The sequence below is a fragment of the Paenibacillus sp. Marseille-Q9583 genome, from assembly GCF_976954365.1.
In genome coordinates this window covers 93316-113421 of the sequence record NZ_CDRJTB010000003.1, presented here as the reverse complement: position 1 = coordinate 113421, position 20106 = coordinate 93316, and the positions used below count along the sequence as shown (strand labels likewise).

General features: G+C 45.0%; 15 protein-coding genes. All 15 read right to left on the bottom strand.

Annotation, left to right across the window (positions count from 1 at the left end):
- Positions 1-6: 6 nt before the first annotated feature.
- The 15 genes from gtfA to ACWNM1_RS03010 all read right to left on the bottom strand — a co-directional run bounded on the left by gtfA (position 7) and on the right by ACWNM1_RS03010 (position 20087).
- A complete protein-coding gene (gene gtfA / locus ACWNM1_RS03080; protein ID WP_449599794.1) occupies positions 7-1452 on the bottom strand; it encodes a sucrose phosphorylase in 1446 nt (481 codons plus the stop codon).
- Between the two features lie 15 nt (positions 1453-1467).
- Positions 1468-3150, bottom strand: coding sequence for a glycoside hydrolase family 13 protein (locus ACWNM1_RS03075; RefSeq protein WP_449599792.1), 1683 nt, complete (start codon positions 3148-3150; stop codon positions 1468-1470).
- 45 nt (positions 3151-3195) lie between these two features.
- A complete protein-coding gene (locus ACWNM1_RS03070; RefSeq protein ID WP_449599854.1) occupies positions 3196-4032 on the bottom strand; it encodes a carbohydrate ABC transporter permease in 837 nt (278 codons plus the stop codon).
- Positions 4032-4916, bottom strand: coding sequence for a carbohydrate ABC transporter permease (locus ACWNM1_RS03065; protein WP_339244926.1), 885 nt, complete (start codon positions 4914-4916; stop codon positions 4032-4034). The genes ACWNM1_RS03070 and ACWNM1_RS03065 overlap by 1 nt, the downstream gene beginning before the upstream one ends.
- 84 nt (positions 4917-5000) lie before the next feature.
- Entirely contained in the window at positions 5001-6296 is a 1296-nt protein-coding gene (locus ACWNM1_RS03060; protein ID WP_449599789.1) for an ABC transporter substrate-binding protein, read from the bottom strand.
- A 318-nt stretch (positions 6297-6614) separates the two neighbouring features.
- Positions 6615-7607 carry a LacI family DNA-binding transcriptional regulator gene (locus ACWNM1_RS03055; RefSeq protein WP_449599787.1) on the bottom strand — a complete coding sequence of 331 codons (993 nt, stop codon included), beginning with the start codon at positions 7605-7607 and terminating at the stop codon, positions 6615-6617.
- An 83-nt stretch (positions 7608-7690) separates the two neighbouring features.
- On the bottom strand, positions 7691-9064 hold the full coding sequence (locus ACWNM1_RS03050) for a hypothetical protein (protein ID WP_449599786.1): 1374 nt from the start codon (positions 9062-9064) through the stop codon (positions 7691-7693).
- A 96-nt stretch (positions 9065-9160) separates the two neighbouring features.
- Positions 9161-9748 (bottom strand): hypothetical protein, encoded by a 588-nt coding sequence (locus ACWNM1_RS03045; RefSeq protein ID WP_449599784.1) that lies wholly within the window; start codon positions 9746-9748, stop codon positions 9161-9163.
- Between the two features lie 168 nt (positions 9749-9916).
- Complete coding sequence (gene bshB2 / locus ACWNM1_RS03040; protein WP_449599782.1) at positions 9917-10570, bottom strand: bacillithiol biosynthesis deacetylase BshB2; 654 nt, start codon at positions 10568-10570, stop codon at positions 9917-9919.
- 23 nt (positions 10571-10593) lie between these two features.
- Positions 10594-10938 carry a YojF family protein gene (locus ACWNM1_RS03035; RefSeq protein ID WP_440961410.1) on the bottom strand — a complete coding sequence of 115 codons (345 nt, stop codon included), beginning with the start codon at positions 10936-10938 and terminating at the stop codon, positions 10594-10596.
- 820 nt (positions 10939-11758) lie between these two features.
- On the bottom strand, positions 11759-12994 hold the full coding sequence (locus ACWNM1_RS03030; RefSeq protein ID WP_449599779.1) for an MFS transporter: 1236 nt from the start codon (positions 12992-12994) through the stop codon (positions 11759-11761).
- A gap of 99 nt (positions 12995-13093) precedes the next feature.
- The gene (gene gcvPB, locus ACWNM1_RS03025; RefSeq protein ID WP_449599777.1) at positions 13094-14653 is read right to left on the bottom strand and encodes an aminomethyl-transferring glycine dehydrogenase subunit GcvPB; all 1560 of its coding nucleotides are present in this window, start codon (positions 14651-14653) and stop codon (positions 13094-13096) included.
- 26 nt (positions 14654-14679) lie between these two features.
- Positions 14680-16080, bottom strand: coding sequence for an aminomethyl-transferring glycine dehydrogenase subunit GcvPA (gcvPA, locus tag ACWNM1_RS03020; protein ID WP_449599775.1), 1401 nt, complete (start codon positions 16078-16080; stop codon positions 14680-14682).
- 54 nt (positions 16081-16134) lie between these two features.
- Positions 16135-16917 carry an SDR family NAD(P)-dependent oxidoreductase gene (locus tag ACWNM1_RS03015; RefSeq protein ID WP_449599773.1) on the bottom strand — a complete coding sequence of 261 codons (783 nt, stop codon included), beginning with the start codon at positions 16915-16917 and terminating at the stop codon, positions 16135-16137.
- A gap of 14 nt (positions 16918-16931) precedes the next feature.
- Positions 16932-20087 carry a glycoside hydrolase family 2 TIM barrel-domain containing protein gene (locus tag ACWNM1_RS03010; protein ID WP_449599771.1) on the bottom strand — a complete coding sequence of 1052 codons (3156 nt, stop codon included), beginning with the start codon at positions 20085-20087 and terminating at the stop codon, positions 16932-16934.
- Positions 20088-20106: the final 19 nt, after the last annotated feature.

Sequence of the window (20106 nt, the reverse complement as noted above, 5' to 3'; positions counted from 1 at the left end):
ACTCCCTTACAATGCAACCATTTCCCAATCCGCTAACTTTTCTTTTTGCGAAATCGTAAATGCCTTGGTTAACAGATTCGCTTCCAATTTCGCTTCGTTCAGCAGATTTTTCCAAGTTATCACCACATTATTCTCATCCAACTGTTCAATCTGAATGTCTCCATCAAAGGCTGGATTACTATTTCTGAATTTCAAAATGTTAAAGAGCTTTTGCACAACCGGGCGCTTCACCTCAGCATCAACCTCATCTTGGGTATAATAATGCCGATTAATATTCCGTCCTTCTTTGGTCTTCTCCAGAAGCTCTATATCATTCACTCCAGCTAATAGTCCCACATAATAAATCTGCGGTATGCCTGGGGCAAAACATTGGATGGCTCTCGCCAGCAAGTAAGCCTGATCATCATTCCCAAGTGCTGAATAATAGGTACAGTTGATTTGGTAAATATCAAGGTTGTTATATGCTTCGGTGCTATATATTTTTTTGACATTAGCGCCTTGGCTATAGAGACTTTCTCTTGTCATTTCTGCTTCTTCATCGCTCAAAAGATCCTTTACATCCACCACGCCAATACCATCATGCGTGTCTAGTGTTGTAAACTGTTTTCTCGGGCAAATCTCCAGCCAATGAACCAACCGGTTTACTTTCCCACTAAACAAAGCATGCAGCACCAACATTGGTAACGCAAAATCATATACATAGTAATCCTGATCTGCGATTTTTAACTGGATGCTATAATGTTCATGAATTTCCGGCAATACGGTCACGCCATAAGGGGCAACGGTCTGCTCAGATTGATTCAGCATCTCCCAAATATCTGGCTCAACAAAGAAACAATTCGTACCGATTTTTTTGTTGGCATATGCGAAAGCATCTAGTCGAATAATTGAAGCCCCTTTTTCTGCCAAAAAGGTAAGATTGTCCGTTATGAATTTCTGCGTCGTTGCTGTGGTCACATCCAGATCAATCTGTTGTTCATCAAAGGTACACCATACTTTCTCCAAGCTGCCATCCTTAAAGGCAACCTCTACGTATGGGGCGCGCGGCTTACGCTTATAGATTAAATCCACATCTTGCGGAGTAGGCTCACCGTTTGGCCAAAAATCCTTGTAACGGATAAACAAGTCGGCATATTCTGATGCATCCTTTTTCTCAAGAAAGTCCTGAAAATAAGGAGATTGTCTGGAGATATGATTAATCATGAAATCAAACATCATATAATAATCTTTACTCATCACTTCGACGTCCAACCAATCTCCGAATGCAGGATCCACCTTGGTATAATCCATTGGTGCAAATCCTCTGTCACCCGAAGAAGGATAAAACGGTAGTAAATGAACACCTCCAACGATGCCTCGCAGATGCTTATCTAATACTTCATTTAATTCTTTTAAATTATGCCCGAGGCTATCTGCATAGGTAATCAACATAGCTTCATTCTTAATTTGCATTATAAATCCCCCTCGTTAGATTTCGGCTATATCTGCGCTCTTTTCCCCTTTGCATATCAAAGCCTCATAAGGCCTCAACAAACCATTACCATGTTTATTAATGTTAGACAGTACAACATGGCCTGCAAGAGGATCAGTTAACGGAATAGTTTGATCCGTAAAATTACAGATTACCGTCCAACACTCATTCCCGTAAGTTCGAACATATCCACCTAGCTCATTCGAGTCCACATAAATCTCATGATAATCACCATAAATTAACGCCTTATTGTCCCGTCTCAGCTTGATTAATTCCCGATAAAAATGAAGGATAGAATTATCGTCTTGGAGCTCTTCCTCCACATTAATCGATGAGTAATTCGGATTCACATTAATCCATGGCTCCCCATTCGTAAATCCGGCCATTGGTTCTGAACTCCATTGCATCGGTGTGCGGCCCTGATCCCTGCTTCTGATCGCTAAATAGTTCAGGATATCTGTCTCAGACCTACCCAGTGCAGTTTCATTACGGTGATAATTTAAGCTCTCAATATCTCTATACTCTTCAATTGAAGCCATGAAATAATTGCTCATTCCAATCTCTTGCCCTTGATAAATAAACGGTGTTCCTCGCATTAAGAAATAATAGGCAGCCAGCATTTTAGCTGAGTCTTTATGGTATATCCCGTCGTTACCGAATTTTGAAACCGAACGCACATGATCATGATTCTCCATAAAAAGTGCCATCCAGCCCTTATTGGCTGTCTCAATCTGCCATTTAGATAACGCGTGCTTAAATTCAGTCAGCTTCCAAGGATGATAGATTCCTTTAGCCATTGGCTTGGCATCCAGATCTACATGATCAAATTGAAATATCATATTAAAGACGCCGTTCTGCTCATCTACATATTCATGAATTTGCTCTATCGGAACTCCAGGGGCTTCCGCTACCGTCATCACATTGCGAGGTTCAAGAACCTCCTGTTTCATCTCGTGAAGAAAATCCAAAATTCCGGGTTGATTCAAACAAGCTTCTGCCAGAGGAACATAGCGGCGGTCGTCTTCAGACTTAAGGTGCGGAAATTGCTGGTTCTTTTTAATAAATGTGATCGCATCAATGCGAAATCCGGCTATTCCTCTGTCAATCCACCAATCCATCATGGAAAAGATGCTTTGGCGAACTTCGGGATTCTCCCAATTAAGATCCGGTTGTTTCTTAGAGAAACAATGTAAATAATATTCCTGTGAGGTCTCGTCATATTCCCAAGCTGAACCCCCAAAATTCGATTCCCAGTTGGTAGGCTCCTGGCCATCGTTCCCAGGCTTCCATATATACCAGTCACGCTTTGGATTGTCCTTAGAACTTCTGGACTCCATAAACCAAGCATGTTCATCCGAGGTGTGATTCGCTACCAGATCCATGATCATACGAATTCCGTACGCTTCCGCTTGTGTGATCAATTCGAGCATATCTTCCATACTTCCAAATTCATCCTGAATTTTATAGAAATTCCGAATGTCATACCCATTGTCATCATTAGGTGAATCGTAGACCGGACACAACCAAATAACATTGATGCCCAAATCCCTTAAATACCCGAGTCGGTTGATGATTCCACGCAAATCCCCTACTCCATCTCCATTTGAATCCTGAAAACTCCGGGGATAAATCTGATAAACCACACTTTCTTTCCACCAGTTGCTGTTTCTAATCTCCATAACTCCACACTTCCTCCAGCACCCGAGTTTAGGGCTTTCTTTATCTTATTTAATAGCGCCTTGGCTGACGCCTCTTATGATGTAACGTTGACCAAACAAATAAGCAATAAGAATCGGCAGGATCGTTAACAAAAGTGCTGGTATCAACAGTTCCCAGTTATTCATGTACGTTCCGTTAAAAACCTTCATCTTAATAGGCATAGTAAAATGGTTATCCTTAGTCAGTACCAGTGAAGGTAGCAGATAATCATTCCAAATCCATAACACATTCAGAATCGCAATTGTCACTGATGTTGGAGCCAACATAGGCAGTACAATCTTAAAGAATGTCTGTCTACGATTACATCCATCGAGCAGTGACGCTTCTTCCAATTCATAAGGAATTGACTTCACAAAACCATGGTACATAAATACCGATAACGCACTTCCGAAGCCAATGTAGAGAATAATCAATAATGGAATAGGCGCTGCGTCGATCCAGTGAAACTTTGCCCCGTAGATATAAATCAGGGGAATCATAATGGACTGAAACGGAATAATCATGGAAGCCACCATTAGAGCAAAGAAACCATTATTAAATTTAGTCGAATGTCTCACCATGTAATAGGCGGTCATTGCTGCAAAAACACCAATGAATAGGACACTGAAAAAGGTGACTACGACTGTATTTCTAAATGAGACAAAGAAATTCATTTTATCAATGACTTCAGCAAAATGCCCGAAGTTTAAGCTAGTTGGCAGTGAAAAAGGGCTTTCGAGAATTTGACCATTACTCTTGAAGGAATTGACGATCATAAGAAAGAATGGAAAAACAAAAATAATGAAAAACACAATTAAAAATAAATACGTCAGAATCACGGAAGTTTTTCGTCTAGCACTCATCATGCAGCAACCTCCAATTTCTTACTGAAATAAACCTGCAGGCCGGTAACAACTGCAACGATAGCAAACAATACAAAGGCTTCCGCTTGGCCAACGCCATAATTATTTTCGACAAAGGCCTTTTTCACCACATGCATCGATACCATGGTTGTACTATCATAGGGTCCGCCTGCCGTTAGAGAATAGTTAACGTCGTAAACCATAAAGGCATTCTTGAGAGTTAAAAAGATGGTCACTACAAAGGAAGGAACCATCAGCGGCAAAGTAACCTTTCTCAACCGTTGCCATCCATTGGCACCATCAATCGTAGCTGCTTCCATTACATCTTTTGGCACATTGACTAAGCCAGCGACAAAAATGATCATCATATAGCCCGCTGATTGCCAGATCGACACAATAACAATGGCCCAGAAAGCTAAATGTTCATCCCCTAGCCACCCTAAACGCAGCCATTCTATCCCAAACTTCTCACCAATAGAAGGCATGGTTTGTACGAATATAAACTGCCAGATGTAACCTAGAATCAAGCCACCAATCAAATTCGGTGTGAACAAGGAGGTTCGAAAGAAATTTTGCATCTTCACTCCGGAAGTCACTAAATAAGCCAATATAAAACCGAGAATATTGATGATAATAACGGTTGTCACGACAAACTTAACGGTCAATAAAAGAGAATCCCAAAACTTGGAGTCCGTAAATGCTGTCTTATAGTTAGCTAAACCTGAGAACTCTATTGGATTTAATGGAGAGGTCATATTGGTAAAGGTCAGATATAATCCATATGCAAAAGGAATCAGCACGGCAATCGTAAAGAAAATGATCGTGGGACCGGTGAAAAATAACTGGTTGCCCATTCGTTTGATCAGACGTTTTTCTGATATCATACGTTTAGCACACCCCTAATTGCTCTAAGGAGGAAACAGGCGAGAATCACCCCAACCCGCTTCCCCAATTCAGCAAATGATTAATTACTTTTGGCTTTTGTAATAGGTTTCAATAGCTTTGGCAAGATCAGCACGGGATTCTTTTTGGGCGATATATTTCTGAATATCCGGTGCAAGAATGTTACCCCAATCTTCGACCTTCACATAGTTTGAACTGAACGGCATCGTATTTCCGGCTACCACAGCATCCGCGATCGCTGATCCGAGCGGATTATTCACTTTCAAAGTGTTGTTCTTAAAGGCCGAGACGACTTGTGACTGGTTCACCAGAAAATCTTGACCTTTTTCATCATAAACGAGCCAGTTCAGGAACTTCTTAGCTGCTTCTTGCTCAGCCGGGGTTGCCGCTTTATTAATCACCAGAATATTAGTTGGACCTGCAGCAATCTTATTGTTCAGCGGATTGTCAGGATTGTTATCCACTGGGACAGGTATAAATCCGAAGGATTCTCCACTAACCGCCTGCAATGAATCATAAGCCCAGTTCCCGTTAAACAGGATAGCTGACTCCCCTTTACCCACACTTACATGCGCATCGTCATAGTATTTGCCCAGTGGACGTTCCCCGTATTTGTTGTATTCTTTGGATACCAGCAGATCCATCGTATCGTAGTAACCATTCCAAACATCATTACTTGCTAAATCAAATGTTCCGGCTTTTAGTTGTTCTACTATCGTGTTCGGATCTTCTGACTGATTCACAAACTGTGTACTGTAATGGTTCGCTACGGACCAGTTTTCGGTTTGATAGGCAACCGGATATTTCACTCCGGAAGCTTTAATTTGATCTAATAATTCTTTTAGTTTGTCACGAGTATTAATAGTGTGTGGATCGAAAGTACCGCCAACGGCTTTATCAAGTACACTCTTGTTGTACACGAGACCGAAGCCCTCTATTGAAAATGGAAAACCGGCAATTTTCCCCTCTGCGTCTTTAACGCCGTAAACCGTATCTTCATTCCACTTCTCACCTGAAAGATCTATACCAAAATCCTTATATTTGTTCACAATGGAATCGGGGGACATCATCGCCATAGTTACCGTTTTACCGGATGCCGTAAGTTTATCCAGCAAATTAACGGTTTCACCAACAGCTCCAGAGACAGCTTCAACCTTAATATTCGGATTCACTGCCATGAAATCTTTAGCCGCTTGTTCCCATTGGGAAGCGATTTCACCTTTACCGTTCGTAATAATTATGCTGACTTGCTCATCCTTCGAGTTCGCTTCCGGACTGGATCCCGCTCCGTTGGAACCACCACAAGCTGTCAATGAAACAGCAAGTAAAAGAACAAATAATAAAACTGATATCTTTTTCAAACAAAACCCCTCCATCTTGTGCTTTTTTATATGCTAGACCCCTATAAAAGTCTGAACATCAGATTGATACCGTTTTCATTAGTTAAAGAAATCCTTCAAAATTTCAACTAGCTTATATACTAGAAAGCTTTCTTGCCTGTATTGTAACATCGCTTGGTATCGGTTTCAATACAATTTAAAGCTAAGTTTATAAATTATTCGGAATAATCACTGAAAAATAAGGTTATTTCAGTTAATTATTTATACCTTATACATGGTATCGATACCAATCAAGATAAATAAATAAGCGAGTTTGCATTGCAAATTCGCTTATCAGTGTTACGTAGATTCTCGAACTACCAGTTCAACCGGAAGCTCATAAGTAACTGGCTCTACATTGGAATCATCCAGCATCTCCATAAGAACTTCCCCTGCCTTACGCCCCATCTGCTCTATAGGCTGCCGTATAGTCGTTAATGCGGGATCCAACATCTCAGCGAGGGGCTGGTCATCGAAACCAATGATCGCCAGATCTCGTGGGATACTTAACCCTTCCTTTTTCGCAGCCATCATCAAGCCACCAGCAATTTCATCACTGCCTGTAAACACAGCGGTTGGGCGATCCTTCATTTCAAGCAAGAGTTTCATTACTTTTTTCCCATCTTCAATGGTATGCTGGTTAACCAAAATCCAGTTAGGATTCACTTGAATCCCGGCCTCTTCCAATGCTTTTTGATAACCTAGGTTACGGTCTTTATCTTTCCCGGCCTCGGTAAACAGACCTCCCGTACAGTAAGCAATTTTACGGTGACCTTTTTCAATTAGGTGCTTGATTCCTAAGTATGTACCTTTAAATTGATCCAGCCGAATCATCGGAATTTTTGCATCACTCACATATTCATTACATAACACAATAGGTCCAAATTCAGTATACGGTTCAATGACTTTCCAATCATTCTCAATGGATGCCATGATGATGCCGTCCGCTTGTTTGGTCTTCAACAAATTTAAATAGGTTAATTCTCTCTCCTTATCCTCATTAGTCTGACAGATCAAGGTTTGGTAGCCGTTTTTGTAACCAACCTTCTCTATAGAATCAACTAAATAGGAGAAAAAAGGATTCACAATTCTAGGAACTACGACAGCTATCGTTGTTGTCACTTGTCCTCTTAATCTTCTTGCCGAGAGATTCGGGGTATATTCAAGTTCTTCCATTGCTTTTAATACCAGTTCTCTTTTATCTGCTGAAATATGAGGATAGTTATTTATTACTCGGGATACGGTCGTCTTAGACACTCCTGCTAAACGCGCCACATCTAAAATATTTGCCATTTCTACACTCACTCCAGATAGGGACAGTTTTTGAAACCAGTTTCAATCATTTTAGCTTAAAATATAAAAAAATGAAAGGGTCCTCAATACACTGGATATCCTGCCACAAACATCGCTAAATACAAAAGACTCCCCGCAACAAAAACTACAGTAAGGATAGCATCCTTTGATTTCTCTTCAGTGAGCGCGACAGCAGCAAAAGCTAGTGGAAATGCAACAAGCAAATACCGCGGGGCTGACAGCAGCCAGGTAGCTCCCACTACGAACGCAAAGTACACGATGAAATAGGCGGTATATGAAGGTCGGATCTTTTTTGCACCAATGAACATGATAATTAGTGCTGAGAATATAGCGATTAAATTGGGTAGCCATAAGCCGAGAAAAGAACGGCTATCTCCACTCTTAAAGGTGCCCACAGCGTATTCCATCTGATATCTTACCGTATCAAAAAAGAGATAAAACCGCTGAGACCAATGCTCTCTCTGGTAAATACTGAACTGAAACGCATTTCCCGTCACGTGATAATTAATAAACAGATAGGCCAGCAAGCCCGTTGATATGATAGCGAGAAAACATACAGCGCTGATGATTCTATGTATAAAGACTTTTTTACTTAATCGCTTATAGTTGCCCATCAGATCCCGTCCAAATTCAATCGCAACCGGTACAATCAGAAGTACTCCGGGAGAACGTGTATAAGCTGCAAGTGCACCGCATAAGCACCCGATCAGCCATTCCTTTTTTCTCACAAAATATAAACACATCAAAGATAATGCCAGAAATAGAGCCTCGGTCATCGGAATGAAGAAAAAGAACGCCGCAGGGAATATGAAAATGTATTTCACGACCCGCATGGCATTCTTTCGATGCATGTCTAATGCTGCCAGTTCATAAGCAACCAATGCAGCGACAATCGATGAGATATTGGAAACGATGAATCCAGCGACAAGATAATTGCCTACGAATACTTGAACTACTTTAATTAGATTTGGGAGAAAGGGAAAAAATACAATATGGAACTTTGGATCTCCCTCCGTTACGTACCAGTTCTCGGCAATCCCCAGATAACTAGAAGCATCGATTCCAGAGATATGCCAAGTCTCTGCCATTTTGCTAAGCAGACCACCTGAATAGCCATTCTGTATGATCAAAAATGAATACCCGATGAGCATAAGCAGGATACGACTCGCCAATATCCATCCAATAATATAAAGCCAAGCCTGTCTTCTATCCTGCTCCTTACTCTTCCAAGTCACTTCAGATGCTGGATTCGTCAAAACAAAATCCGTCAATACAGGTATAGTGCGGAGCCCCAATAGCACAAAAAGCCCGAAACAGACCACAGAAGCGAGGGTGCCCAACATGGTCCAGCTCTGAGTCGAAATGGTCCAGTAAATAGCCGTCACCATCATAACAAGTATGAAGATGAAGGAAATGATTTTGTCGTGCTTTTTCATTTGATCCTCCAGTTGTTTAGTCCGAACAATTGTTTAGGAAAAAAAGGATATAATTACCTATAGAAGTATAATAGTCTTTGTGTATTTTTTTGTAAATCAATAGCTGAAATAAAAGCTCAAAGGCAATTCATCATCACTTTGAAAACTGTTCGACATCCTGTAGGTTATATACAATGTATCCTCGCCCTTGCCGTATGACCATGATTCTTCGATAGAGCCTGTTAATGGTTTTAGCGGAAGAGTCATCCTGTCAATCGTTAGGACGGATTCTTCGACTTTGTCAGCCGCCTCCTCATCCGCAGGTTTGTATTGGTTCATAAAAGCACGTACCAGTTCTCTCGCATCTTGATAACCGCTTTCCGATCTGGGAAAGACCGTTCCTACCCGGTAACCAATGATTTTATTGCTCTTAACATCTACCACAATCTGCTGTATAAACTCCTTTTGATTCACGGATAAGATATCATCCTGCATAATTGTACCCAAGGTTGTATCGTATTCACCCACTGCATCCGCAATTTGCAAAGCAGCAAGCCCTTCTTCACGCGGCTGCATGAACACAGCCCGATGCTCTTCCACATGTGTGAAAAGCTCAGCATACTTGGGTCTTTCCTTACTGCATGCAGTGAATACCAGCAAAAGAATGACTATTCCACAAATGAGATTCAAATATGATTTTTTCAAACGAATACACCTCCTGGCCTGACGAAACCGGTTTGGTTGATCCCCCCTAAACCTTACCATATATTTAAAAAAAGACACGGATATTCAAATCTTATATTAGAAAATGAAGCCTGCCTACGGTAGTGGGCCCCAAAGAAAAAGCCCGAGCGTTTATGCTCGGACTTAATATCATTCAAATGGATAGATCCAGAAATGCTCTGATCCAAAACGATCTTGGATTTCTTTATCCTCTAGCGTTTTGCTGCCTAACAGTTCAGCGGCTTGGAATTGGGATTTATGCGCCTGAATGGATGCCATCTTTTGCTTCAGGAAATCTTTCACTTCAATGATTACCTGAGGCTCTCCAATCTCTTCAATATTATTGGCGAAAGCTATACAGTGAACAGGAGGTCTCTCTGCCTTGGGTATTCTTCCAACCGTTCGAACCACTGCAGCTCCGGTAGCATCATGATCGGGATGAACGCTGTACCCCGGATAAAATGTAATGATCAGTGAGGGGTTAAGCTCCTTCAGAAGCGCATCAATATGGCCCTCAAGCAGAGCTTGATCTTCAAATTCAATCGTCTTATCGTGGAAACCAAGCATTCTCAAATCCTGTATTCCAATCGCTCGGCAGGATTCTTCCAGCTCCTTTTTACGGATCTCTGGGAGGGTTACCCGATTTGCAAATGGCGGCACGCCCATATTCCGGCCCATCTCTCCAAGTGTCAGACAAGCGTAGGTGACTTGGGTACCGTTTTGCACATGTTTAGCTAGTGTTCCAGATATACCGAAGGCCTCGTCATCCGGATGCGGTAATATGACTAGAATATGTCTTTCCACTGAACTCCTCATCTCCTCTACCATTAGAACGGCTCCCGGCTTAATTGTAAAGATACGACCAGTTTGCCTTGACTGTCATGCCCGGCCAGAATCAATCTTTCGGTCTCACTCTCTTCATAGTGAGTTAATCCTTCCGAGTACACCCAGCCCTGTGACATTTTTAAGCCGACCCGATAAGGTCCATTGCCGGAAATCGAACCATGGGAATATCGGATCACAGCATTAGTAATGAAAGTAGCCGCCGGATGTTTAGAACTATCGAAATGGGCAGCGTATGCTCCCGTTGTCATCTCAAGATGGATATACAGATCCTGATCTTTAAGCAGGTCGATCCTATCTTGTATTTCGGATTGATTGATTAGCTGCAATGTCGCGCCTCCATATCTGAATGAATATATTCATACGAAAAATAAGATCCATACCTTATAAAGGACGGATCTGTTAAATGATAAGCGGGTCCGTATTTCTCATCAAAGTATAACTTCCAAAGCTTTGTAATTCAATGGTTACTCCTGATAAGGGGCCCTACGTCTTCACTAATAGAGCAGTATAGGAACTTGATCAAGCATCGAGATCTCAATATATGGTAAAATTAATGTGGATAAAAACTGTATAGAATTTGAATTACAGGAGAAAGGATGGAGCGACTTGGGATTTCATCAAACATCTTTTTCAATCAAATATCCAAACGTAATGAAAACATTAATTGCAATGTGTTTTTTCGAAGTTTCCTTGATAATTACTATGTATAATAGTACTAGCCGCACATCAGACTTTCTATTCTTCTTTCCAAGAATATGGTTCATCTTTATCTTCATTATTATCATATTTGTACTCTATCGATGGATTAGTTCTAAGAGTATTACAATCGGCGACAATTATATTATTTCTTTAAATAAGAAAAGATACGATGCGGATGAAATAAGCTCAGTATTTATCGATGGTGAACGAATTGGATTTAAGACTGTTGATAAAAAGTTAGTTCCAATACAGCTGTACTTTACTTTTAAGAAAGAGAATACGGTTAATGGCATGAACGAAATTAGGGAGTGGGCACAAAGAAACAACAAGCCCATAAGATATAAGTTCTTCTTTGGATGGATTTAAGCAAAGGGGTGTCCTATATCCATTTTATATGGGTTTTAGACAGCCCCTTATATATTTATGCATGCTGCTGTTCAGATTAAATTATTCTTTCAGCCTTTTATCCAGAATTGGGCGTATGAACCAGATGTAATAAACCAGACAGAGTAGCAATACTACAGATGTCAGAAAAAAGGGGGTTTCATAATCCTGTCCAATCAAAATCCATCCGGTAAGCAGAGCGGCGCCGGATGATCCGAGGCTCCGAAATACGGATCTCATCCCTGCGTAGAGATTCCTCTCCCGCTCCTTAAAGGCAGACATCAACTGACTGTCCAGCAAATTAGACAGCATCGTAAGCCCTCCCCCACGAACCAGAAACACAATTGTGAACATCCAGACCGGCATAGCCCAGGATAAAGAGGCGAACACGAGTATGTTAACCAAAAAGACAGATACGATGGCCACATTGTGGCCAAAACGCTCTAATACATAAGGCGTCATTAAAGAAGCTGCAAACAAAACAGCTCCACTTACCGCCAGCAGAATGGACACTTTATCATCCATCCAGTTCAGTCTATACTTCACAATTACATTAAGAAATGACCCAGTGATGGCTATCGCTGCTCCGAGCAGGGCCATGAATACCGAGAACAGCCAGAGTGTGCCGGAAGGCAGCTTTTTCCTCAAGCTAGAGACTTCACGGTTCACTTCCAGAACTTCAGAGGTTCTAACCGTTTCGCTTTCCCTCCCCTCAGAGGGAAGCCAGAGTCCTCTAATCATACTGTGAACAACGAAAACCAGTGCAGCAAGCAGCAGCGTAAGCCCATATCCATCCCCGCTATCAGCCGAATTCGGCAAGTATCCGGCAGCCAGGGTTCCTGCCCCTGTAAATGCCGTAAACACAGCAAACATCAGAGAGAAGGCACTGGCTTCTTCCTTGCGCGAGGCACAATAGTGAAATAGCAACTGCACCTCAGTCGTCTCCACAAGAGTAAGGCCAATTGAGACCAAAGTTTGAGCCAAATAGAATATGCCGGAATGATTGCCAATCGCATAAAGTGCACTTCCTGCCGCTATAAACATGATGCCGGATACTAGCAGCTTTTTACGACCTATACGGTTTGCCGATATGGATACAGGAATAGCCAATGCACCCATGATCAGTATACCTATGGACATGAGCAGCCCGATTTCATCCTCCTTCATTCCTTTGGACAGCAAATGCAAATTAAGAACTAGCGAATACATACCGATGCCGATGCCATACATGGCTTCGGTCATAAGAAACCGGCGGACGCCGACAGACAGGCGCAGCAAGTTCCTCATATACCCAGACATACCCATAACCCCTTTCTTTGGTGATACAGTCAAATAGGAAGGGCTCCAAACGGAGCCCCTCTACTTTCAAATGTATATTTTAATTGTAGGGGCCAAGCCCTATTCCGGCTGTGTCTTCTTTAGATAAGCCCGCCATGTAATACACCATTTTGCAGGATCATCAAGAGAAGATTCCACATTCCGGTGAACGGTGCTGTTGTGCGGAGCTAATTTGACGATATGCGGCTCCGTGTAAGCTTCATTCGAAATATGGGTCAGTGCCTCGATATATTCATCAAGATCTTCCTTCGAATAAGATTCAGTCGGCTCCAGGGTGAACGGCTGTGGAACGATGTAAGGATGATGGGATGTCCAATAATGCAGGCCGAAATCACACATCCGGCGGGTGATGTCTTCTGTCGTTACCCCAGTCTCATCCGTAAGCTGCTTCCAGCTGTACCTTACCTGTTCAAGACGTCGACCTTTGATGTAAGGAGCGCTGGCTCCGCGGATTTGCAGAATTTTGTGATACAGGTAGTTATTATTCAGTACAGCGATTTGGGCTACATTCTTAAGACCGTCTGGCCCCAGGCTCATAATCCAAGCGTAGGAACGAAGTACAGTCTGGGCCACGCCGTGGAAGCTGCGGACTTTGCCGATGCTATCACCGCTTTGCTCTACAAGGACATAACGACTACCGTCCCAGTCAACAAGCGGACCGGGCAGGAAACGCTTAAGGGAATCGGTTACCCCAAGAGCGCCTGTAGCCGGCCCTCCGCACATGTGAGGTGCAGCAAAGGTCTTATGCAGGTTGAAGAAACACATGTCAAACCCGGCTTCCTTAGCCCGGGTGATACCCAGCAGCCCATTCGCGTTCGCCTGATCGTAGAAGCAGATTCCTCCTGCTTCATGAACCACGTCCGTGAACTCGCGGATACGATGATTGTATATCCCTGTGTCTTCCGGATTAGCCACGACGAAACCCGCCGTGCGTTCAGAAGTGGCATTCTTCAGCTTCTCCAGATCCGGGAATCCGTCTTCGTCAGGATGCAGTGTAATAATCTTATATCCTTTAACAGCTGCGGTCGCCGCTTGGGAAGGATGTGAAAAGATCGTCGTAATGATCTCATCCCGCTGGTCTCCCTCGCCACGTGAATCATGATATGCGCGTACAATGGAAGCCATGGCCAGCAAGGCCTGGGTGCCGCTGCTTGGCTGGAACGAGAAAGCATTCATCCCTGATATTTCACGCATCGCCTGATCCAGCCTATAGTAGATTTCCAGAATTCCTTGAACGGATCCAGCATCCTGCAGAGGATGCAGTTCCATCAGATTTGGGGTACGTATAAGCATTTCATTGATACGGGGAATATATTTCATCGTACATGTCCCCTGTCCGATCTCTACATTAAGGTCGGAACCCAAAGTCTCTTGAGAGAGTCTTAAATAATGCCTAAGAACTTTGGCCTGACCGATCTCGGGCAGCGCCGGTGCTTCTTTTCGCCGCATCGTTGATGGAATTCGGGCGGAGCCTTGACCGACAACCTCGGCAATCCCAGCCTCGGTGCCCGGCGGAATCACTCCGCGCTCACCCGATCGGTGAAGCTCGAAGATCACCGGTTCATCCCATTTGGCCTGGTGAAAGCGGCGCACCTTATGATCTCTACGAATCCGTTTCATGGCTTTCCTCCTACTCTTCTGTACTATTAATTCTTGCAGACAATGTTCTCGATAGCTGAGGCAAGCCGGTCCAGATCTGCCTGCATATGAATTTCAGTTACGCAGTATAGAGCACATTGTCCCCACTGGGGATATGCGGAGGATAGATCTTTTCCTCCGAAAATCCCTACTTCCAAAAGACGCTTGTTAATCTCAGCAACAGATATTCCAGTCTCGTTGAAATCTAAGACAAATTCTTTGAAAAAGGCTGTATCTTTAAAGCGCAAAGAGATCCCGGGAATGGCACACAGCTTATTCGCCGCATATTGAGATTTCTGTATAATGGTCTCCCCAACTTCCTGCATCCCCACTGGTCCAAGCAGGGATAGATAGACTCCGGCGGTAATTCCCCACAGGGCTGTCTGTGTTCCCACCGACTCCTTCCCCTTCTCCCGTTGGGCAAAGGATGTACGCTCATAGGCTACATCACCGAAGCCATATTCACCTTCCACTTCAGTAGGAACAATACCGAACAGGCGGGACGGATATTCCATCACATAAGTATCTTCATCCCGGGTAGCGATGAATCCGGCTTGACCCCCACCATAGTTCATATGCATGCCCAGCGGCTGCAAATCCCCACAGACAATATCAGCGCCATAACGGCTTGGAGGTTCCAGTACGCCAAGGGAGATCGGATCAACGCCCACAATAGAGATAGCATTTACCGCGTGCACAAGCTCAGATATTTCAGCACCCTGATCCTCAATAATTCCGAGATAACCTGGATTCTCGAAGTAGAACGCCGCCGTTCCTTCCTCAAGCTTGCCCTGCAGATCATCCAAATCTATTTTTCCTGTCACCGGATCAATCTCCACATACCTAATCTCCATTACAGGTGTACAGTAATTGGTAATGATCTTGGCTTTATCCGGATCGACGGATCTGGAGAGCAGCGCAATCCTGCGGCCTGTAATCCGGCCCGCCATTCGGATGGCCGTGGAGGCTGCCTGTGCCCAGTCGAAGGTAGGGACATTAACTACGTCCATATCGACGAGTTCGGCCATCAGGCTCTGATACTCGAACAAGGACTGAAATCGGCCGTGGTCTTCGTAAGGCTCTCCTGCATAAGCCGTCACGAACTCCGAGCGCTGATTAATTTCGTCGCATACAGCCGGAACGAAATGCTGCCAGCAGCCAGCCCCGAGAAAGTTGATATAATCGGCGCCATGCTTGTTCTTCACAAGCAGAGCCTCGATATGTCGACGAAGCTCATATTCATTCATAGCTGGAGGAAGATTCATCTCCCGCTTAAGCTTCAGACTGTCTGGAATTGCATCATGCAGCTGGTCGGCGGAGCTCAGGCCGATTTCCTTCAGCATTGCCTCACGGACTTCCGGTGCTGTATTCGGGATATAGGGATGGGCATAAGTTCTGTGTTCAGACAAGGTTAACGCCTCCGTCCTTAAAAGGTTGATTTAAAGTATTTATTTCCTTAACCGTTAGGCAATGCCGCCGCCATCTACAACAAGTACGCTTCCGGTGACCCAGGAAGACAGATCGCTAGCTAGGAACAATACCGCATTTGCGATATCACGTGGTGTACCCAATCGCTCCAATGGACGTCCCCCAGCAGAGGCTACGAGGAAGGCAGCTTCGTCCTGTTGAAGCTGCTTGGCTTCATCGCGTAAAAGCGGCGTATCCGTGTCGCCTGGGGACACGCAGTTCACGCGAATGTTCGCGGGACCGTGGTCAATGGCCATGGCTCGGGTGAGATTGACCACTCCAGCCTTGGCTGCACAGTAGGAAGCGGCACGGTCCCCGCCTTTAAGGCCCCAGCCGGAGCCGGTATTAATGATGCTGCCACCGCCTCCGCGCTCCATCACCGGGATTATATATTTGGAGAGTAGATAAACTCCCTTAAGTGATACATCCATTACCAGATCCCAGTCGGCTTCCTCAAGCTCGACAACGGTCTTACGGCGGATAATCCCCGCATTGTTGAACAGAATATCGACTTTGCCGTACGCGTTCTCAATCTCTGAGGCAGCACGCTTGCAGTCCTCCGAAGAGGAGACATCGCAGCGGTGGAAGCTTGCTTCCCTTCCCCGCCCTTTCATCTCATGAACAGCCTGCTCCCCTTGCCTTACATTGATGTCCAGCACAGCCACATGTGCTCCGAAATCCGCAAGCAGTCCGGCCGTAGCAAGGCCAATACCTGAAGCACCTCCGGTAATAACAGCTATCTTTCCGCTTAAATTGAGTACATCCTGTGTGTGGAGCATGCTGTCCCCTCCTCTCATTGATGCGATTGTGGTAACCCGTACAGCATTTGTCTAGCAAGCCACTCTGGCGTGGTATCTTCTGATAAAAACGGAATGAGCAGAATACGGAATGTAAAAGCTTCCGATGTTACCTTATGATTCGGCATCTGGGCAGGTCCACAACTGTTGCTGCCCAGCCCATTCTGCCGGTAATCCAGATTCAGTGTGACAAAGTCACGCGGAACAAGCTCGCTTGCATGTTGTGCCTCTTCAAGATCCTTGTCCGTATAACGGCGCGCGCTGAATTCAAGCGTCGGAATACCCGCAGCAAGTAGACCAAGTCCGGATGCGTCTGTGACGGATATCCATCTGACATCCATCCGATTCCCATTCTCCTGCGGATATATATATGGAGTGAATAGTCCGTCAATTGAAGCTGTGAACACTCCAACACGGCCTGCCTCTTTGCTGTCCGAATAATTCTCACCAGGTCCCCGGCCATACCATTTCACTCGATCCATGTCGCCCGGAATCTCCATCTGGAGTCCAATCTTAGGCAGCATTTCTGGCGGTTTCCCCTCCGGTGTGCCCTGCACATCCATAGTGATTTGCCCTATACTGTTTACGGTATAGGTGAATACACACCGGAAACCCCAATCAAAAACTGGCGGAGCAATCCTTGAACTCACAGTGATGCGGATGTTCCCTTCATCAAGCCAGGCCCAGCTAACCTCATCAACACGTTCTGTTAGCCGGTCTAGGTGTGCTTTGCGCCAGTCCGGTAGCACATACATGTCATTGTCGATCGGTGCACGCCAGAAATTCAGCCGCGGTCCGGCTTTCATTAGTTCCTTGCCATTCAGACGAAGCGAATCGATCCGCCCTCTCCGCGTGTCAAAGATCATCCGGAAGTCCTCATTTGCGAGAATGATCTGTCCAGCAGCTTCTGTGCAGTGAAGATTCCGCCTGATCTGCTGACTTCTCATCCCAATAGCAGCATTGGAGTGGTCATCTGAATGCCCTGTATGATTATCGCCAACACGATTTTCCAACTCATCCTGCATTAGAAACTGAGCCCAAGCCACTTCATGCCCCTGCTCTGCCCAAAGACAGTCAGCGGCGATCGAGAAGCTGATGTTCAGCCACTGTTCCGCATCCTCACTGCGAAGGAGAGCATCAAGACTGTGGTCATAAGGAATCTCCACTTCTGCCTGTCCGCCCGCTTCAATCTCTGGCAGTGCAAGAACCCCGCTTTGAACGGTACGTCCATCCATGGTAATGCTCCAATCAGCATATAGGTGATCCAGTGTCAGGAAATCATAGCGGTTAATCACATTAACCTTGTTCCTGCTTATATACTCGACGCGAACCGGCTCGATAATTTTCTTATATTCAAGCAGGCCCGGTGATGGCGTTCGGTCCGGCCGGACTAGACCATCTATGACGAAGTTGCTGTTATTGGGCACATCCCCGAAGTCCCCGCCATAAGCATAATCAGCCTTCCCATCCGCCGTCTTCCAGCTCAGCCCGTGGTCAATCCATTCCCACACAAAGCCGCCCTGCAGTCTATCGTACTTGTCAAAAGTATCAAAATAAGGTCTTAATCCACCGGGTCCGTTGCCCATGGCATGCGCGAATTCACACAGAATATGCGGCTTCGGATGATCAGTCAACTGACCGAAGCCTTCCATCTTCTCAACGGAGGAGTACATCGTGCTTACCACATCACAGACCTCAGCTTCGCGATCTTCTTCGTAATGAATAAGCCGTGTTGGGTCAGCTTCTCTGCACCACTGCGCCATCGCCCGGAAATTGCAGCCGAAGCCGGACTCATTCCCAAGCGACCAGAAGATCACGGAAGGATGATTCTTGTCGCGCTCAACCATTCGCTGAATGCGCTCCACGTAGGCTTCCTGCCAGGCAGGATCATCGCTGAGTCTGGAAATGTTGCCTAGCAGTTCGAATCCGTGTGTCTCCAGATCGGTCTCTTCCATAACATATAAGCCGTACTCATCACACAGATCATAGAACCGGGGATCATTCGGGTAGTGCGCGGTTCTTACAGCGTTAATATTGTGCTGCTTCATCATCTTGATGTCCTGTAGCATGGTGGAGACGGTGACTGTGCGACCTGTATCCGGGTGATGATCGTGACGGTTGACTCCTTTGAGTTGAATCGCCTTTCCATTCACCAGGAATTGTCCGCCGCGCACCTCAACTGTGCGGAATCCAACCCGCTGAGCCGTCATCTCTACCGTATCTCCACTTTCATCCAACAAAGTGATCTTCAGATGGTACAAATTGGGGGATTCCGCACTCCACAGTTCCGGCTGTCCTACCGGCATTATAAGCTGCACATTCTTTCCTGCTGTAACCCGATCCTCAGCCCATGCAACAGATTCACCACTTCGTTTAAGCAGTTCAAGCCGCAGACTACCCTGTTCAGCAGCTTCCCCTTGTATGTTCACATGAACAGACAAGCTCCCATCATGGCTTGATTCATCCAGTTCCGTTATAATCCGATAATCGGCAATGCGGAGCGAAGACGGCTCGGAGAGCAGATACACATCTCTAAAAATTCCGCTCATCCACCACATATCCTGATCTTCCAGATAACTGCCGTCCGACCATTGGTACACTCTAACGGCTAAAGTATTGTGGCCCGGTTTCACATAAGGAGTGAGATCGAATTCTGAGGTTAGGCGGCTGCCCTGACTGTATCCGACCAGTTTGCCGTTTACCCAAATATGAAACGCACTATCCACCCCGTCGAACTTAATGGCGACATTCCGTCCGTTCCAGGATTCAGGCAGCATGAACTCTCTAACATAACTGCCTGTCGGATTCTCGTCAGGCACATGCGGGGGGTCTGCCGGAAACGGATAATATAGGTCCGTATAATGTGGAGTTCCGTATCCCTGTAGCTGCCAGTGCCCCGGAACCTGAATCTCATCCCAGCCGGAAGTATCATACGCCTCCTCGTAGAAATAATCGGGAGCCCACTTTGGTCCTTTTGCATAATTGAACTTCCATATGCCATTCAAGGATTTGAACCAGGGGGAGCTTCCCCTATTGTAAGTTAGTGCCCCTGACCAGTCAGAATAGGGGATGAAGTAGGCCCGGCTTTTGGCCCGCCCTCGCTGAAGGATGCCAAGATCATCCCAATCTCTCCTGATAGTTTGCTGTGACATGGTTCATTTCTCCTCTCTT

What these genes read in the sequence shown, in the direction of transcription:
- gtfA (WP_449599794.1), bottom strand. Translation starts at nt 1,452, where the DNA reads ATGCAAATTAAGAATGAAGCTATGTTGATTACCTATGCAGATAGCCTC.
- ACWNM1_RS03075 (WP_449599792.1), bottom strand. Translation starts at nt 3,150, where the DNA reads ATGGAGATTAGAAACAGCAACTGGTGGAAAGAAAGTGTGGTTTATCAG.
- ACWNM1_RS03070 (WP_449599854.1), bottom strand. Translation starts at nt 4,032, where the DNA reads ATGAGTGCTAGACGAAAAACTTCCGTGATTCTGACGTATTTATTTTTA.
- ACWNM1_RS03065 (WP_339244926.1), bottom strand. Translation starts at nt 4,916, where the DNA reads ATGATATCAGAAAAACGTCTGATCAAACGAATGGGCAACCAGTTATTT.
- ACWNM1_RS03055 (WP_449599787.1), bottom strand. Translation starts at nt 7,607, where the DNA reads ATGGCAAATATTTTAGATGTGGCGCGTTTAGCAGGAGTGTCTAAGACG.
- ACWNM1_RS03050 (WP_449599786.1), bottom strand. Translation starts at nt 9,064, where the DNA reads ATGAAAAAGCACGACAAAATCATTTCCTTCATCTTCATACTTGTTATG.
- ACWNM1_RS03030 (WP_449599779.1), bottom strand. Translation starts at nt 12,994, where the DNA reads ATGTCTGGGTATATGAGGAACTTGCTGCGCCTGTCTGTCGGCGTCCGC.
- gcvPB (WP_449599777.1), bottom strand. Translation starts at nt 14,653, where the DNA reads ATGAAACGGATTCGTAGAGATCATAAGGTGCGCCGCTTTCACCAGGCC.
- ACWNM1_RS03015 (WP_449599773.1), bottom strand. Translation starts at nt 16,917, where the DNA reads ATGCTCCACACACAGGATGTACTCAATTTAAGCGGAAAGATAGCTGTT.
- ACWNM1_RS03010 (WP_449599771.1), bottom strand. Translation starts at nt 20,087, where the DNA reads ATGTCACAGCAAACTATCAGGAGAGATTGGGATGATCTTGGCATCCTT.